At 68.4% G+C, this 17,550-nt stretch carries 9 protein-coding genes; 7 read left to right on the top strand and 2 right to left on the bottom strand.

Annotated elements, in window-relative coordinates; translation table 11 throughout:
- Positions 1-22: 22 nt before the first annotated feature.
- Together ACFY2Q_RS21980 and ACFY2Q_RS21975 are read right to left on the bottom strand one after the other, a co-directional pair.
- Positions 23-748, bottom strand: a complete 726-nt coding sequence (locus tag ACFY2Q_RS21980) for a hypothetical protein (protein ID WP_387133092.1) — start codon at positions 746-748, stop codon at positions 23-25.
- Positions 749-828: 80 nt separating this feature from the next.
- Positions 829-1,386, bottom strand: coding sequence for a DUF4352 domain-containing protein (locus ACFY2Q_RS21975; protein ID WP_387133089.1), 558 nt, complete (start codon positions 1,384-1,386; stop codon positions 829-831).
- Between the two features lie 102 nt (positions 1,387-1,488).
- Here ACFY2Q_RS21975 and ACFY2Q_RS21970 point away from each other — a divergent pair, with 102 nt between their 5' ends.
- From ACFY2Q_RS21970 to drmC, 7 genes are all read left to right on the top strand, one after another.
- Positions 1,489-3,411, top strand: a complete 1,923-nt coding sequence (locus ACFY2Q_RS21970; protein WP_387133087.1) for an N-6 DNA methylase — start codon at positions 1,489-1,491, stop codon at positions 3,409-3,411.
- On the top strand, positions 3,408-3,560 hold the full coding sequence (locus ACFY2Q_RS21965) for a hypothetical protein (protein ID WP_387133085.1): 153 nt from the start codon (positions 3,408-3,410) through the stop codon (positions 3,558-3,560). Before ACFY2Q_RS21970 ends, ACFY2Q_RS21965 begins: the two co-directional genes overlap by 4 nt.
- Positions 3,561-3,886: 326 nt before the next feature.
- On the top strand, positions 3,887-7,045 hold the full coding sequence (drmD, locus tag ACFY2Q_RS21960; RefSeq protein WP_387133083.1) for a DISARM system SNF2-like helicase DrmD: 3,159 nt from the start codon (positions 3,887-3,889) through the stop codon (positions 7,043-7,045).
- On the top strand, positions 7,042-11,043 hold the full coding sequence (locus ACFY2Q_RS21955; RefSeq protein WP_387133082.1) for an Eco57I restriction-modification methylase domain-containing protein: 4,002 nt from the start codon (positions 7,042-7,044) through the stop codon (positions 11,041-11,043). Before drmD ends, ACFY2Q_RS21955 begins: the two co-directional genes overlap by 4 nt.
- Positions 11,043-14,879, top strand: a complete 3,837-nt coding sequence (gene drmA / locus ACFY2Q_RS21950; protein WP_387133081.1) for a DISARM system helicase DrmA — start codon at positions 11,043-11,045, stop codon at positions 14,877-14,879. The genes ACFY2Q_RS21955 and drmA overlap by 1 nt, the downstream gene beginning before the upstream one ends.
- Positions 14,879-16,777 (top strand): DrmB family protein, encoded by a 1,899-nt coding sequence (gene drmB, locus ACFY2Q_RS21945; RefSeq protein ID WP_387133079.1) that lies wholly within the window; start codon positions 14,879-14,881, stop codon positions 16,775-16,777. Before drmA ends, drmB begins: the two co-directional genes overlap by 1 nt.
- Positions 16,774-17,547 (top strand): DISARM system phospholipase D-like protein DrmC, encoded by a 774-nt coding sequence (gene drmC / locus ACFY2Q_RS21940; RefSeq protein ID WP_387133078.1) that lies wholly within the window; start codon positions 16,774-16,776, stop codon positions 17,545-17,547. The genes drmB and drmC overlap by 4 nt, the downstream gene beginning before the upstream one ends.
- Positions 17,548-17,550: the final 3 nt, after the last annotated feature.

The raw sequence follows: 17,550 nt of genomic DNA, 5'->3' as shown, positions 1-17,550 counted from the left end.
CCTCCTGACGTCTCGGGGAGTTTCAGAGGACCTTGATGGAGTCGACCCGGAGTAGCGGGACGGTGGTCTCGCCGCCGATCTGGGTGTCGTAGCTGAAGGAGCCGAGCACCGTGACGTTGGCGCGGAAGATGTCGTCCTCGACGAGGTTGTCGAGGTCCGATTCGGTCCCGCTCAAGATGGTGTTGGTCTTGTAGTCGTACTCGTCGGCCATCCGGCGGTGGGCGACGTCCGCACGGAAGCTGTCGGTGCCGGTGGCGGCGTCGAACTGGCTGACCCGTCCGTAGATGACGTAGGTCTTTCCCAAGTAGCTGTCCGGGTTCTTGGCGATCAGCTTCCACTGCCGTTCGGTAAGCGTCTTGTACGACGGCGGCTTCGGCTTCGGCGGCGGAGTCGTCTTCGTGGGGCTCGGGGCGGCGCTGGTGGGGGCCGCGCTGGTCGGGGCGGCAGTAGTAGGAGCGACAGTCGGCGACGCGCTGGCGGGACCGCTCACCGGCGAGCTGCTGGCACCGGCCGTCGTCTTCGGTCCGTCACCGTTGACCGTGCCGATGACGGCGCCCGCGCAGCCGAGGGCGACAGCGAGGGCGATGCCACCGACCGCCCACACCAGAACGTAGGACCGCTTCTCGGGCGCGACAGGGTTGGGCTCACCGACCAGGTCGGTCTCGGACGGACCGGCCGCGGGCGATATCAAGGGCTGCGGCTGCTCGGCGGGCTGGTCGGGCGGCGTGGGGGTGATCGGGTCGGTCATGGTGAGCCTCTTTCTGTGAACAGATCGGCTGTGAACAGCCGGGGCGGGCGTGGTTGCCCGCCCCGGACGGTGGGGGAGGGTCAGCCGAGGGCGACGTCGACGCCGCCGGAGAACGGCGAGTCGTGCAGCTCGAGCTTGGTGATCTTGACGTTCTTCGGGATGTCGAAGACGACGACGCCGTTGACCTGGTTGCCGGGGTTGATGTCGTTGAGGAACGTCTCGGCGTTCTTGTTGGCGTAGATCGCCGCGCCGGTGTCGGCGGAGTACTCGGTGCCGTCGGCCGCGTATGCCTTCTGGCTGCTGCCGTCGAACATCTGGGCTTCCTTGCCGATGTTCTTCACGTTGACCGTGACCAGGCAGAACTGGCCCTGTGCCTTCGCGCCGAGCATGTCGCTGCCGACCTTGCTCACACCGCACTTGGACGACTTGACAGTGAACTCGAACTTCCCGTCCCGGGCCGGCTGACCGATCTTCGCGGTCTTCGGCTTGTCGTCGCCCTTGGTGCCGCCCTCATCGGCACTGGAACCGGTCGCCTTGTCGTCGCCGCTGGAGTCGCTCGCCGTGTCGGTGGCGCCGGAGCCGCAGCCCAGGGCGATGAGGCCGGTGGCGATCAGAGCGATCGTGGTGGTCTTGCGCATCGTTGTCCTCCTGATGTGAACGTTGCGGCGTCAATAAGAGCATCGTCCGAGAGCGGTGTCAACAGACATTCTCGTGCTTGACAGATGTGCGAGACTTTCGAGATGCAGGAGAACCCGACCATCACGGCAGCGGAGATCGCCCGGCTCGCCGGCGTCGGTCGCGCTGCGGTCAGCAACTGGCGTAAACGGCACACCGACTTCCCCGCCCCGGTGGGCGGGACGACGGCGAGCCCAGAGTTCGACCTGATCCAGGTCGAACAGTGGTTACGCGCCCAGGGCAAGCTCCCCGAGCTGGCCACCGCCGACCGGCTCTGGCGACACCTCGCCGCAGCCAGCGACACCCCGGCAGCCGGCCTCGCCGCCGTCGGCGCCCTCCTGCTGGCCCGTTCACGCGGTTCCCGAACCGGTCACCCCGACGCGCAACTCGCACCGCTGCTGCCCGACGTCGACGCCCTCGCCGACGAGTTGGGCCCCCAGGGCGCGTTCGACGAGCTGTGGCAACGGTTCTCCGCGCCAGGACCGGGCCGCCCGTTCGCCACCCCCGACGACCTCGCCGACCTGATGATCGGGCTCGCCAACGTCGGCGGCGGCTCGGTGCTCGACCCCGCCACCGGGTCCGGCGCCATCCTGCGCGCCGCCGTCCGCGCCGGCAGCACCGCCGTCTACGGGCAGGAACTCGACCAGGACCTGGCTCGGCTCGCCGGGCTGTGGCTGGCCCTGCACGACGTACCCGGAGAGGTCTGCGCCGGGGACACCCTGCGCGCCGACGCCTTCGCCGGCCGCGCCGTCGACGCCGTCGTCTGCCACCCACCGTTCGGCGCCACAAACTGGGGCGACGAGGAACTCGGCCACGACCCCCGCTGGATCGTCGGCACCACACCGCGCACCGAACCCGAGCTGGCCTGGGCACAGCACGCACTGGCCCACCTTCGGGTCGGCGGACACGCAGTCCTGCTGATGCCACCCACCGTCGCCAGCCGCCGCGCCGGCAAACGGATCCGCGGCGAACTGCTGCGCCGAGGCCACCTGCGCGCCGTCATCGCGCTCCCACCGGGGGTGGCGGCGCCGCACGGCGTACCTCTGCATCTGTGGGTGCTGCGACGCGCCGCGACCGACGCGCCGCCACCGGCGCGGGCGCTGCTGATCGACGCCGCAGGCGGCGACCTGGCCGACACCGCCCCGCGCGTGCTGGCCGCGTGGCGGGCGTTCGCGGCAGCCGCGGACGGCGACGTGGAGGAGGCCGGGTTCGCCCGCGCGGTCCCGGTCATCGAGCTGCTCGACGAGGAGGTCGACCTCACCCCCGCCCGCCGGCAACCCGCCGTCGTGGGCGAGGCCTCAGGCGAGCATCTGGTACGCACCAGAGAACGACTGGCCGCCATCGTCGGTGAGCTGCCGGCGCTGCTGCCGCAGGTCACGCCCGCGCCCGACGAGACGGTGTCCGGCACTCTGTCGGTCGCCGAGCTAGCCCGCAACGGTGCCCTACAGGTGATTGGCCCTATCCGTGCCGCACCCGGCCGGGGAGACGGTGACTCCACCTCTCATGGCCAGGCCTCGCTCGTCCTCACGGGCGCGGACGTCGTCGCGGGTGTCGACGCGTCCGGGCTCGACGACGGCGCACTGCTGGAACGCGTGCCCCTGCTGGTGGGGGACGTGGTCGTTCCGGTAGCGGCGAGGCAACTGATCTCGCGGGTGATCACATCCGACGGGATGCTCCTTGGTCCTCACCTTTACCTGTTGCGACCCAACCCTGCTGCGCTGGATCCATGGTTTATGGCTGGGCAGCTACGTAACTCGGCCAACGACAAGCAGACGACGAGTCTCTCTGGTTCACGGGTCGACGTCCGCCGGGCACAAATCCGGCGGCTACCGCTGGACGAGCAACTGGCGTACGGGGAGGCGTTCCAGCGGCTCCTCGCCTTCGAATCCGCCTTCGCGGAGGTGAGTGCACTTAGCGCGGACCTGGTGCGACTCACCGTGGACGGCCTGGCCGCCGGTACTCTTCGCCCCGAAGGCGGCGCTGAATGACCGCAGACCTGAATGAGTGCGCGCGGGATGAGCCCTGCGATTACCGCACGTTGCGACTCGATGACGCATCGGACTACGGCAAAGGTGTGGTCGAAGGCGGCCGCACCGCTGAAGAGCAGGATTGGCTCAGACAGCAGCGCCGTGAGTGAGAACGCTGGTGGCACCGGGCCCACCTGGCCTTCGTGTCTCGGGCGACGGCACAACTGTCGGTGTCGGGAGAGCGATGGACGCCGGACCTGGTGGAGCTGCTGCTTTTCCGGGCCAACCCAAGCGATCTGAACTAGCGCTGTCGGCTATCTGACTTCGCTATGAAGTCCGATCGACGGGACGGTGCGGGGACGATCGCTAGGCCACCCTCCGTGGCCTGTGAATTGAACAAACAAGCCTTTCGGTGGACTGCTACCGATGAGTACGGGCGTACGGTGCGGATCGGATCGAGTGGGGGCGAACCAACAATGGGGGGACTATGCCGAGCGTGACGACGGCCAAGCCGGAAATCGGCAATCTGGTCGCGGTGCGCGGCCAGCGCTGGGTGGTCAGCGATGTGCAGCAGGGCGAGCACAGCAGCCTGGTCAGTCTGCAGAGTGTCGAGGACGGCCGCTACGGCCACACACTCGACGTGATCTGGGAGGTCGAACCGGGGCGCCAGGTGCTGCCCACCGGTTCACTGCCCGACGTCACCGAGGGTAAGTTCGACTCGCCGCAGCGGCTGGCCGCCTTCCTCGACGCCGTGCGGTGGTCGGCGGTCACCTCTGCCGACGTGAAAACGTTGCAGTCGCCGTTCCGCTCGGGTGTCGCGATTGAGGACTACCAGCTGGAGCCGGTGGCCCGCGCGGTCGACGCGCCCCGGGTCAACCTGCTGCTCGCCGACGACGTCGGCCTGGGCAAGACCATCGAGGCGGGTCTGGTCGCCCAGGAGCTGCTGCTGCGTCAGCGGGCCCGGCGCATCATGATCGTCTGCCCGGCCGGTCTGACCCTCAAGTGGCGTGACGAGATGGCGGAGAAATTCGGCCTCGACTTCACCATCATCGACGCCGAACGCTGCGCCATGGTTCGTCGAACCCACGGCTCGGCGGCGAACCCGTTCGAGGTCTACCCGCTGAGCATCATCAGCCTGCCTTGGTTGCGCGGCCAGAAGGCGCAGCGCCTGCTGGACGAGGTGCTGCCGGCCGACGGCCCCACCTACCCGCGTACCTTCGATCTGCTGATCCTCGACGAGGCGCACCACGTCGCCCCAGCGGCCCCCAAGCAGGTCTACGCGGTCGACTCCCAGCAGACCAAGCTGATCCGCCGGCTCGCGCCGCACTTCACCCACCGGCTCTTCCTCTCCGCCACCCCGCACAACGGCTACCAGGCGTCCTTCACCGCGCTGTTGGAGATCCTCGACAACCAGCGGTTCGCCCGGGGCGTCGAGCCGGACCAGTCCGCGGTGCGGGACACGGTCGTGCGGCGGCTCAAGCGCGACGTCACGGACGCCGACGGAAAGCCCCGCTTTGTGGAGCGGGTCGCCACCGCCATCCCGGTCACCTACCCGGAGAGCGAGCGGCAGATCCATGCGCTGCTCACCGAGTTCGCCGAGCTGCGGCGTAAGCGGCTGCAGTCCCAGCGTGGACGCAAGGCGACCGACCTGGTGACGCTGCTGCTCAAAAAGCGCCTCTTCTCCAGTCCCGCCGCGTTCGCGCACACCGTCGGCGTCTACCTGGAGACCCTGCGCAGCCGCAAGGCACCCGCCGTCCTGCCGGCCGACGACGACGTGCCGGAGTGGATGGAGGACTTCTTCGACGACGTCGCCACCTACGCCGACGACCAGCTCGCCGAGGCCGAGGACGACGCGCTCGGCCGGACCAGGGCCATGCAGCCCGACGCAACCGCCGACGAGATGGCCCTGCTGGAGAAGATGTACCAGTGGGCCGAGGCGAAGGAGGCGCTGCCGGATGCCAAGGCCAAGGAGCTGATCACCTACCTGAGCGCGGTCTGCAAGCCGGATGGCCGGCACTGGACCAACGAGCGCGTCGTGGTCTTCACCGAATACCGCGACACCCAGATCTGGCTGGCCGAGTTGCTCCGCCAGGAGGGCCTGGCCGCCGGGCAGGGGCTCGTGCTGCTGCACGGCGGTACGCCCGCCGAGGAACGGGAGCAACTGCGGCTGGCTTTCCAGGCGGACCCGACGAAGCAGCCGGTGCGGATCCTGCTCGCCACCGATGCCGCCAGCGAGGGCATCGACCTTCAGAAACACTGCCACCGGCTGGTCAATTACGACATCCCGTTCAACCCCAACAAGTTGGAGCAGCGGATCGGTCGGGTCGACCGGTACGGCCAGACGACCGCCCCCGAGATCAAGCACTTCGTGGGTAGCGGCTTCGGCAAGGCTGTTGACTCCTACGAGGCGGATCTGGAGTTCCTGTCCCGGATCGCCACCAAGGTGGCCCGAATGGAGGCCGACCTCGGTTCGGTCAATGCAGTGCTCGCCGACGCCGTTCAGCGTCGGATGCTCGGCCAGCACGTCGACGTGGACATCGACAAGGCAGGAAAGGGCAAGAGCACCCGCAGCCTTCCCGCAGAGGCCAACCTGCGCGAGCAGGTCGTCAAGCTCCGGGCGGAGCTGGACAAGACCGTCGAGGAGCTCGGCATTACACCGCCGGCCGTCAAGCGGGTCGTCGACACCGCGCTGGAGCTGGCTCGCCAGCAACCGCTGAAGCGGCACATCGACGATCGGCACCTGGTCGACGGCCTCTACACCGTCCCGCCGCTGACCGGCTCCTGGCAGCGGGCTGCCGCCGGGCTGACCGCGAAACTTCAGCGCGACGACGAGCCGCCCCGACAACTGCCGGTCACCTTCGACCCGGCGGTGGCGAAGGGGCAGGACGAGATCGTGCTGGCCCACCTAAACCACCCTCTCGTAGCCATGTCGACCCGGCTGCTGCGCGCCGCCGTCTCCAACCCGGACATCGGGCTGCACCGGGTCACCGCCGTGGTCAGCGACGACCCGGCACTGGAGGACGTGCTGGTAGGGGCGTACTCCCGGTTCGTGCTGGTCGGCGCCGACGGCGTGCGGCTGCACGAGGAGGTCCTCTACGCCGGCGGCTGGGCGCCCGAGCACGGCCGGTTCCGCCGGCTGGACAACCTCGGCACCCTCGGCGGCATCCTCGATCGGGCGATCACCACCGGCAGCGCGGCCTCCGGCCTCGTGGAGAAGCGGCTCGCCGAGCGTTGGCCCCGCGTCGCCGACGGCCTGCTCGCCGCCATCGACTGGCGCACCGCCACCCGCCACGAGTCCCTGAAGCGCAAGCTCGACCAACGGCAGGCGGCCGAGCAGCAGCGCATCGTCGACAACCTCGACCAGTTCGCCGCCACCCTGCGCGGTGCCCTCGAGACTCCAGAGGCACCCGAGGAAGGCGACGACGCGCAGCCGTCGTTCTTCACTCGCAAGCAGGTCGTCGCGATGAGTAAGACCAAGGAAGAGCTCGCTCAGTACCGCAAGGATCGTCAATCCTGGGAGGAACGTTTGTCGGCTCTGGAAGTCGAGCGCGACCGCGAACTCGCGGCCGTCGCGGCCCGCTACCGAGACCCGAAGCCGCACCGGTTCCCGGTGGCCGTGGTCTTCGTCGTACCGAAGCGGGAGGCCATCCGATGAGCCGAACCTTCCGACGTCCCGCGCCCGACGGCGCCGAGCAGCACCGCAACTGGCTGAGCCTGGTCGAGGTCAGCGGCCCGTTCCTGAGCCTGCCGGTGCTCCGCGCCACCTGGCCGACCTTGGACTCGCTCGACAAGAAGACCCGCGAACGGCTGCGCCAAGAACACGCCACCTGGCAGGCCGACACCACTGAGGGTCAGCGGCCCTGGATCGAGTACGTGCTGCGCGAGCTGCTCGGCTGGGGCGACACCCTGTACACCGATGGACTCGATACGCTCGCGCACACCGTCGCGGAGCACGACACCGAGCTGCGCCCGTCGTTCGCACTCGTGGACCCGGGCGAGGAGGTCAAGCCCGACAGCGTACGGATGCTGGGCATGATCTGTCCGGCCGGCAGCCAGCCGACCGCCCGGATTCGTGATTCGGCGTGGGCGGCGACCCCGGTCGACCGGCTCGCCCACCTGTGTCGGCACCACAACATCGAGTTGGGTCTGGTCACCGACGGCCGCTGGTGGACCCTGGTCTGGGCGCCGCGCGGCGGCGTCACCACCACTGCCGTCTTCGACACGGTGGCGTGGCCCGAGGCGGCCGAGCGCGACGTGGTCCGCGCGTTCGTCTCGCTGCTGTCTCGGCACCGGTTCTTCGGCGTCCCCGATGCCGAGCGGCTGGTGCCGCTGCTGCGAGCCAGCCTCGGTAGCCAGGAGGAAATCACCGAGGCGCTGGGCGTCCAGGTCCGCCAGGCCGTCGAACTGCTGGTGGCCGCGATGGGCCGCACCGACATCCGAGACCGGGAACTCGGCGGACGGGGCCTGCAGGACGTTGACGCGCACGACGTCTACCGGGGCGCGGTCTCCGTCATGATGCGTATCGTCTTCCTGCTCTTCGCCGAGGAGCGCAAGCTGCTCCCCGCCGACAATGAGCTGTATGTAAAGGCGTACTCGGCGGGGCGGCTCTGCGCGGAGCTGGAGCAGCGGGTCATCGAGGGGAGCGAGGAGGACCTGGAGCACAGCTCCGCCGCCTGGCACCGGCTGCTCGCCCTGTTCAACGCCGTCTACCGCGGCGTCGACCACCCCCGGCTCACCATGCACGGCCATGACGGCTCGCTCTTCGACCCGGAGGCCACCCCGTGGCTGCCGCTGACCATCGACGACCGGACCGTACTGCACATGCTCCGCGCGGTGCAGTACGTCGAGATCGGCACCGGCCGCTCCCGGGAGCGCCGCACGCTCAGCTTTCGCGCCCTCGACGTCGAGCAGATCGGGTACGTCTATGAGGGCCTGCTCTCCTTCGAGGGCTTCCGCGCCGAGGACGTGACAGTCGGGCTGATCGGCAAGGAAGGGCTGGAAGAGGAGGTCGCGCTCGCCGACCTGGAGGCACTGCGTGAGCGGTCGGCCGACGTGCCGACGCTGGCCAAGGCCCTCGCGGAGAAGTACAAGGACTCGAAGATCGGGTCAGTGGCGGCGCTGACCAGCAAGCTCGTGCCGCTCGACGGGGCGGTGCGGGAGGAGGCCCGCAAAAGGCTGCTCGCGGTAACTGGCGGCGACTACTCCCTTTCGGAGCGGCTGCTGCCGTTCTTTGACGTCCTGCGCGAGGATCTGCGCGGACTACCCGTGGTAATCCTGCCCGGCGCGCTCTTCGTCACCGAGTCCGCCCTGAGGAAGAACACTGGTACCCACTACACGCCCCGCAGGCTGGCACAGGAAGTCGTGAAAGGCGCTCTAGAGCCGCTGGTTTACGAGCCAGGCTCGCTGCAGACGGCCGACGCAGGTCAATGGAGGCCAAAGAGAAGCGGGCAGATCCTGTCGCTCAAGGTCGCGGACATTGCGATGGGCTCGGCGGCGTTCCTGGTAGCAGCGGCCCGCTATCTCGGTGAGCATCTGGTCGAGGCCTGGACGCGGGAGGATGACGAGCGAGTAAGTCGTTATCAGCAGCGTGGCGTCGATCGGCCGATTGATCCCGACGAGGATCCGCTAGTCATCGAGGCGCGGCGGCAGGTCATCGAGCATTGCCTGTACGGGGTGGACATCAACCCCATGGCCGTGGAGATGGCGAAGCTGTCGCTCTGGCTGGTTTCCATGGATCCGCAGCGTCCCTTCACGTTCCTCGACGACCGCTTGGTCGCCGGCGACTCCCTGCTCGGCATCGGCAACCTCGCCGCACTTCCCGAGGGAGCCGTCCGAGACCTGCGGCTGGACCGGGAACTGTCCGAGGGCCTCGAGCTCCGGCGCCGGATCGCTGCGCTGCCGGACCGGCCGGAGACGCTGCCGGACAAGCGGCGGCTCCTCGACGAAGCGCGGGCGTTGACCCAGCGGGCCGTTTCGTACGCCGATCTGGTTGCCGGCGCCTCGCTCGTCTCTGGCAAGGGCGGCCAGGACCCCCGCATCATTGCAGAGCGGGTGGGTTCGCTGGCACAGCACTTGGCCCGTGGCGGCGATATGGCATTGCTCGACAGGCAGGCGCAATCCTGGCTTGCCTTTGACCAGCCGGAGGGCGCCTTCGAACGCAAACCGCTGCACTGGCCGCTGGAGTTCCCTGAGGTATTCGAAAAGGGCGGCTTCGACGCGATCATCGGCAACCCGCCCTTCCTGGGCGGGCAAAAACTCACCGGCGCGATGGGTACGGCATATCGGGAATATTTGGTCAGGAAGATCGGGCGCGGCGCGCGCGGAAGTGCTGATCTAGTCGCCTACTTCGTGCTTCGGGCGCACGATCTGCTCACTCACTCGGGCCAGACCGGACTGATCGCTACGAACACCCTCGCCCAGGGCGACACCCGCGAGGTCGGTCTCGATCAAATCGTCGCCAGCGGCACCACCATCCGCCAGGCAGTTAAGAGCAGGCCGTGGCCTTCGAGGTCCGCCGCGCTTGAATTTTGCGCTGTCTGGACTACTCGCGCGCCGCTTGGTGGCAATGCTGAGCGTCGTGCAGATAACTTGGTCGTCGCTGGCATCAAGCCTTCTCTCGACCCCGTCTCGCGTGCTGTGGGCAATCCCTACCGCCTTGTTGCTAGTCAGGGCATGGCGTTCAAGGGTACCGAAGTTACAGCAATTGAGGGTTTCACTATGGATCCAGATTCTGCTCGGGCCCTGATTGAAGCGAACCCAAGGAACGGCGATGTTCTCCTTCCTTTCATAAACGGCAATGACCTTAACTCTCGTCCAGACTTTTCGGCTAGCCGGTGGATCATCAATTTTTATGATTGGCCAGAGGTTCAGGCTAAGAACTATCCAGATTGTTATCGACGTTTGCTGGACCTGGTGAAGCCTGTTCTAATCAAGAATAACAACCGCTCCTTGCGTGAGTTCTGGTGGCGATATAAGAGGCCAGCCCCGGCGATGCATGCGGCTATTGCCGGGCTGAAGCGAGTCATCGTTATCACGTTGGTAAGCAAGACCGTGATGCCGGTGATGGTGCCCACAGGGCAAGTCTTTTCTCATAAGCTCGCGGTGTTTGCGACCGATGATCCGGCTATGCTCGCAATGCTATCGAGTGGGCTTCATTTCTGGTGGGCTGTCAGTCGGAGCTCGACCATGAAGGCGGATCTTAACTATTCGCCTTCAGACGTCCTTGAGACGTTGGCGCTGCCGGGATTGACCCCAGAGATGCGGGCTCTAGGTGATGAGTTGGACACGTACCGCCAAGAGGTGATGCTGAGCCGGCAGGCGGGACTGACGGCGACCTACAACCTCGTGTTCGACCCAGCCTGTCAGGACGAGGACCTTATGGAATTGCGGCGCATTCACCGCGACATCGACGAGGCGGTCTGCCGCGCTTACGGCTGGGACGACCTACTGGTACAGGGCCTCGATCACGGCTTCCACAAGGCCGGTGCCTACACCCGCTACACCGTCGGCCCGGCGGTCCGGGGCGAGATCCTCGACCGACTGCTGGAGTTGAACCACCAGCGCTACAAGGAAGAGGAGGCACAGGGCCTGCACGACAAGAAGAGGTCCGGTCGGGGCAAGACCGCCAACGTAGAACAAGGGACGCTCATCTGATGGTCGACGTTCAGGGCGGGTTCTTCCCGCACCCCCGTGGCGAGCAGCAGGCGCTGCTTATGTCCAGTAGGGACGATGACAACCAGCCCGCGCTGGTCCCGCCGCTCGACGTGCCGCAGACATTCCCAGAGGCGACCTCCTACCAGGTGCGGGACGAGCTGGAGGAGCTGATCGGGCGGGACCTGCTCGGTCCGTGGGACGGTGAGCGCGAGGAGTTCCGCCCCGGTGCCATGGGCCCGCGCGAGCGCTACCTCGTCGGCATGCTCGGCCCGAAGCAACGCCCGCGCTCCGACCGCCGCGAGGCAGCCGAGGTAGCGGACGTGGACTCTGCCGTACAGGGCGACGGCGCGGAGGCCGAGCTGCCCGAGGTCGTCACCCCGCAGAACCTGGGCAAGATGTGGGCCTCGTCCATGGGTCTGTCGTTCGCCGTGCCCGGTGACGTCGACGTGCTGACTGTGACCGCCGACTGGGGCCGCTACGACCTGCGCGAGTCCGAGGACGAGAAGGGCAAGAAGCGGCGGGTCTGGTACCGCGAGCCGGTGTCGTACCGCAAGGAGGTCCGCCTCGATAGTGAGTCGTCCTACCGGGTGCCGCTGACGGTGTCGGACGAGGACGAGCCGGGCGTGCACCTGGCCGTCGAGGTCCGTCCGCGCGACGGCAATCGAGTGGTGCAACTCGCGCTGATCAACACTCAGTCCGAAGTGCCCAGCAACGGTGACACGGCCTGGCTGTTCCAGGCCGCCCTCACCGTGACCGCGCTGGACGGGAACGCCGCCGTGTTCCTGCCGATCGACGACCCGCTGGACGGGGTGCAGGGCGTCGGGGATGACCTGGAGGAGACGCACCTGCGGCTGCTCTACCGGTCGCAGCGCCGCTACGCCTCCGGCCGCAACGTCGCCGTCCACCCGTGGGTGCGCGACGGGGAGCGGTGCGCGTACCAGCTCTTCACCACCTGGCTGCCCACCTACGACGTGCCGGCGACCGTCGCCCAGGTTGGCAAGGACAGCCGCCTGGCCGGCGTGGAGCTGTCCATGGACGCCCTCGCCACGGCCGACATTGACCGGCTCCGCATCCGACTCGCGCCGCTGGCCGACGGGTACGAGGACTGGCTCGACGACGAGGAAGCCAAGATTCCTGGCCTGCCGGAGCCGTTGCGCCCGGCCGCCGTGACTGCCGTCTTCAATGCGCGCCGGGCCGCCGAGCGGATCCGGGCCGGCGTTGCGCTGCTCACCGATCCGGAGGCCGAGAAGCACGCCGACGCCATCGCCGCGTTCCGCTTCGCCAACGAGGCTATGGCGCTGCAACGTCGACACAGCGAGGTGGCCCGGCTCCGCGAGGAGCAAGGCCTGTCGTACGCCGAGGCCAGGGCCGCCATCGACGCGCGCGGCGCCGCGGCCGCCTCCTGGCGCCCGTTCCAGCTTGCGTTCGTACTGCTGAATCTGCCGTCGATCACCGACCCAGCGCATCTGGAGCGGGCCGCCGACCGGGACGCGACCGTCGACCTGCTCTTCTTCCCCACCGGTGGTGGCAAGACGGAGGCCTACCTCGGGCTGACCGCCTTCACCTTCGCGATCCGCCGCCTCCAGGGCGTGGTCGGTGCCGGTGCGGACGCCCGAAGCGGCGCGGGCGGTGTGGCCGTGCTGATGCGGTACACGCTGCGGCTGCTCACCGCGCAGCAGTTCCAGCGGGCCGCCGCCCTGGTCTGCGCCGCCGAGGTGCTGCGTCGGCAGGCCGAGCGCACCTGGGGTGCGGAGCCGTTCCGGATCGGGCTCTGGGTCGGTGGCGGGGTGTCGCCGAACTGGTTCACCGAAGCCTCCGAGCAGATCGCCGAGGCGCGCGAGGCCGGGAGCGGCAAGTTCACCAACGTCCTGCAGACGTTGAGCTGCCCGTGGTGTGGGTCGAAGCTGCGCGCCGAGCGTGACCTGACCGTCCGCGAGGACGAGCGGCGGGTCCTGGTCTTCTGCCCCGAGGCCGAAGGCGCGGACGCCTGCCCGTTCTCCCGGACCCGCTCTACCGAGGGCCTCCCGATCCTCACCATCGACGAGGAGATCTACCGGTACGCCCCCAGCCTGGTCATCGCCACCGTCGACAAGCTCGCCCAGCTGCCCTGGCGGGGCTTCGCCGGCATGCTCTTCGGTCGGGTCCGGGAGCGCTGCCCCCGGCACGGCTACCGGCACGACGACCTCGACGCGAAGACTGGCTGCGGGGCGCGGCACAACAAGAAGGGCAAGTTGCCGGCGGTCGCCAGTGAGCCGGTCGTCCGGCTGCGGCCGCCGGACCTGATCATCCAGGACGAGCTGCACCTCATTTCGGGTGCGCTCGGCACCATCGTCGGCCTGTTCGAAGCGGCCGTCGACCAGCTCTGCACCTGGTCACTGCCCGGAGGCGGCGAAGCAGGGCCAAAGATCGTGGCATCCACGGCGACCACCAAGCGGGCCCGGGAGCAGGTGCTCGGCGTCTTCGGCCGGCAGCTCGCCGTCTTCCCGCCGCCGGTCATCGACATCACCGACACGTTCTTCAGCCGGCAGGTGCCGGTCACCGTGCAGAATCCCGGCCGCCGATACCTGGGCATCTGTGCGCACGGCGTTCGAATGAAGTCGGCGGAGATCCGCGTCGCGGAGATCCTGCTCATCGCCGGGCAGACCCTCTTCGACACGTACGGGCAGCGGGCCGACCCGTATATGACCACCGTCGGCTATTTCAGCGCCACCCGTGAACTGGCCGGCATGCGCCGGCTCCTTGACGACCAGGTCACCACCCGTGTCCGCAGCCACGGCCGGCGCAAGGGCCTCTCTGACCGGATCGCCGGCACGCAGATGCTCAACGTGCAGGAACTAACCTCCCGGGTCTCTTCCGCCGACATCAGTGAGGTGCTCAAGCGGTTGGAGAACGGCTTCGACCCGGAGCTCGACACCACTGCTCGACGACGGGCCGTGCTGGAGGACATGCGGGATGCGTTCAAGGCCAAGACCGCGTCGAGCCCGAAGCTGTCCCTGCACCCGGTCACCCAGAGCTTCTACCAACGGCAGGACGAGAACCGGGTGCCGGTCGACGCGGTGCTCGCCACCTCGATGCTCCAGGTCGGCGTCGACGTGTCCCGCTTCGGCCTGATGGTCGTCACCGGGCAGCCGAAGAACACCGCCGAATACATCCAGGCCTCCTCCCGGGTCGGCCGTGACGCGAAACGGCCCGGTCTGGTGGTCACCCTCTACAACTGGACCAGGCCGCGGGACCTGGCCCACTACGAGGACTTCGAGTACTACCACGCGACCTTCTACCGCCAGGTGGAGGCGCTTTCGGTCACCCCGTACACCCGGCGGGCGCTGGACCGGGGCACCACCGCGACCCTCGTCGCGGCCGTGCGCAACGGCGAGGACAGCTTCTCCCGCAACACCGACGCTCAGGACGTGCCGCTCGACGGTCCTGAGGTGCAGCGGGTGATCGGACGGCTACTGGCCCGCGCCGAGGCGATCGGCGGAACGCGCGGGCGTGACTATCTCCAGGAGCGGATCAATATGCTCCGGGACGAGTGGAACAAGATGAAGACCGGCTCGTCTCGTCTCGGCTACTCCGAGGGAACGTTCAAACAGCAAAAGCTTGCCGGCCTGCTGACTGTGGCCGGCGGCGGCCGGTGGACCAGCCTGACGGTCGGGCAGTCTATGCGGGAGACCGAGAACGAGATCAACCTGGTTCTGCCTGCCGGCGGGGAGATCTTTAACCCGCAATACGGTACGCCGGAGTGGTCCTTTGGCCCGCAATCCGACGCCAAACGGGCCGAGGATCTGCCCGACGGGGATGAGCTCGGCGAATCGACGCTGACCGGGAAGGGCAACTGATGGCCGCCAACTACTTCCGGCGGGTCGGTGCCGTCCGTCCCAGCCACCTGATGTTCACCACCGGGGTCGGCTCGATCGTCGACCTGCCCAACTTCTCCGTCCTGGTCCGCGGGCTCGAAGACTGGAACTACTCGGTCGTGCCCGACTGGGAGGAGATCGTGGAACCTCGGCTGCTCGCCGCCGTGCGGGCGCTGGGGTTGCGTTCCGTCAAGGAACTGCGTCCGGCACCGTGGCTGGACGGCACCGACCGGGATCCAACTGGCCCGGCAGGCCGCATCGGGGTGCCCATCACGCCGTTTCCGGGGTGGTTGCGCTGCACCGCCTGCGACGACCTGGCGCCGATCGACTCGAACGTCTTTGGCTTTGAGAACTCCAAGCCCCGTAAGCCGCACGAGGCTCGCTTCTTCCACACGGTGTGCAGCCGCAAGAAGTCGGGGCGCAAGCCGATGGCGGTCGGCGCCCGGTTCGTGCTCGCCTGCACCGAAGGCCACCTCGACGACTTCCCGTACGCCCACTTCGTCCACCAAGGCGGCGCCTGCCCGAACGCCACCCATCCCAAGCTGAAAATGGACGACCGCGGCGGCAACCTGGGCGCCAACGTCGAGATCAAGTGCGCCCCCTGCGGTGCCCGCCGCAATATGAAGGAGGTCCTCGGTCCACGAGGCGCGGAGAAGCTTCCCCGCTGCCGTGGCCGTCGGCCGCACCTGGGCGACTTCGACCCGAAGGGCTGCAAAGCTGTCGAGCTGAAGCTCCTGGTCGTCGGCGCGTCCAACCAGTGGTTCGCGCAGACCCTTTCCGCCCTGGCCGTGCCGCGCACCGGAGCGAGCGAACTCCAGGCCAAGGTGGAACAGCACTGGAAGTCGTTGGAAGGGTTGGCGCCCGCGATGTACCTGTGGGCCCGGGAGAACGCTCCCTTCTTCCGGGACTTGAGCAGGTGGACGAACGAGGAGATCGCTGCCGCCGTTGAGCAGCATCGTGCCCGTGCCGGTGCAAATAGCGACGAGGAAAAGGGCTACCCCGATCTACGTACGCCGGAATGGGAGATCTTCTCCGCCGGGCAACTCCCGCCGGCCACTGACGACTTCACCCTCCGCCGCGACCACGACGGTGTGCCCGGTGAGTTGAAGAACGTCTACGCCGACGTGATCCAGGCCGAACGGCTCCGGGAGGTACGCGCGCTGGTCGGCTTCACCCGCCTCGACTCGCCCGACCCGGAGGACCCCGATCTCGTCACCCGCGCGTCGCTGTCCAAAGGGCCGGCGACCTGGATGCCGGCCAGCGAGGTACGCGGTGAGGGCATCTTCCTGCGCCTGCCGGAGGATCTGCTCGCCGCGTGGGAGCAGCGGATCGAATACACCGAGGTCATGCAGGAACACCGGGACGCCTACGCCCGGTTCCGGAAGAACCGCTATTCCGGCCGCATCGCCGGGCCGTTCGACCCGATGCACCTCTGGCCGGGCGAGCGCTACATCGCGCTGCACACCCTGTCGCACCTGCTGATCCGCACCATCGCACTGGAGTGCGGCTACAGCTCGGCGAGTCTCTCTGAACGGATCTACTCCGGCACCGAGGCCGACCCGCAGCGCGCGGGCATTCTCATCTACACCGCCGTGCCGGACGCCGAGGGCACCCTCGGCGGGCTGGTGTCGCTCGCCGAGCACGACTCGCTGGTCCGGCTCACCCGGCGGGCCCTGACCGACGCGATGCACTGCTCGTCGGACCCGCTCTGCGCCGAACGGCTGCCCCAGGACCCGGCGGACTTCCTGCACGGCGCCGCCTGCCACGTCTGCCTGTTCGTCTCGGAGACCACCTGCGAACGCGGCAACCGGTTCCTGGACCGGCGGTTCGTCGTACCGATCGACAAGCCGGAGCTGGCACTCTTCCCCGAGCTGCCATGAGCTGGCATCCGGCGTTCGAGGCGGCGGCTGAGGCCGCGGTGAACCGGCTTGGGCCGGGACACCTGCGGGTGCTGGCCGACCGCCTCGGCGACGGCTCGCCGGAGCAGTCTGTCCGTCACGCCGTACCGGTCCCCGGCTTCTCCGACGCTGCTGGGGCGGTGCTGGCTGCGCAGCGCGCCTCAGGGCCGCCGGGCGTGGAGGCTGCCGCCTACCTACGCGGGCTGGCCGCCGGGCACGCGCAGCGGTCCGCAGCGGTGCGGATCGAGTCGGTGTGGAGTGGGCCGAGCACCCATCCGGTGCCGGTGCGCGCCACGGCCCAGGTGTTGGTCGACCTGGTCGCGGAGGCCCACGCCGAACTGCTGCTCATGACGTACTCCGCCAAGCCCTACCCGCCGCTGCTGGCCGCACTGACGGCGGCGGTCGGGCGCGGAGTGGCCGTGACCGTCGTGGTCGAGACGCTGGCTGGCGCACGGGGTGCGTTGAACGGTGCGGAGCCTGCCGCCGCCTTTGCCAGCCTGCCGGGAGTGCAGGTGTGGCACTGGCCGGTCGAGCGCCGGGCCGAGGACAGCGCCAAGATGCACGCGAAGATCGGCGTCGCCGATCGCCGTGTGCTCCTGGTGTCCAGCGCCAACCTCACTCAGTCCGGGGTCAATCGCAATATCGAGGCAGGGCTGCTGGTGCGCGGTGGCACGGCACCGCAACGGGCCGCCGAGCACATCGCCGAGCTGCAGACTCGGGGCGTGCTGACCCGGCTGCGATCGGCAAGCTGAGGA

The sequence above is a fragment of the Micromonospora sp. NPDC000316 genome (assembly GCF_042898885.1).
Lineage (GTDB): Bacteria > Actinomycetota > Actinomycetes > Mycobacteriales > Micromonosporaceae > Micromonospora.
The sequence above is the reverse complement of the archived record's forward strand: the minus strand, read 5'-3'. Positions and strand labels throughout refer to the sequence as shown.

Excerpts from the sequence above, each read along its gene's own strand:
- ACFY2Q_RS21970 (WP_387133087.1), top strand. The coding sequence starts at position 1,489 with ATGCAGGAGAACCCGACCATCACGGCAGCGGAGATCGCCCGGCTCGCC.
- drmB (WP_387133079.1), top strand. The coding sequence starts at position 14,879 with ATGGCCGCCAACTACTTCCGGCGGGTCGGTGCCGTCCGTCCCAGCCAC.
- drmC (WP_387133078.1), top strand. The coding sequence starts at position 16,774 with ATGAGCTGGCATCCGGCGTTCGAGGCGGCGGCTGAGGCCGCGGTGAAC.
- ACFY2Q_RS21980 (WP_387133092.1), bottom strand. The coding sequence starts at position 748 with ATGACCGACCCGATCACCCCCACGCCGCCCGACCAGCCCGCCGAGCAG.
- ACFY2Q_RS21965 (WP_387133085.1), top strand. The coding sequence starts at position 3,408 with ATGACCGCAGACCTGAATGAGTGCGCGCGGGATGAGCCCTGCGATTAC.
- ACFY2Q_RS21975 (WP_387133089.1), bottom strand. The coding sequence starts at position 1,386 with ATGCGCAAGACCACCACGATCGCTCTGATCGCCACCGGCCTCATCGCC.
- ACFY2Q_RS21955 (WP_387133082.1), top strand. The coding sequence starts at position 7,042 with ATGAGCCGAACCTTCCGACGTCCCGCGCCCGACGGCGCCGAGCAGCAC.
- drmA (WP_387133081.1), top strand. The coding sequence starts at position 11,043 with ATGGTCGACGTTCAGGGCGGGTTCTTCCCGCACCCCCGTGGCGAGCAG.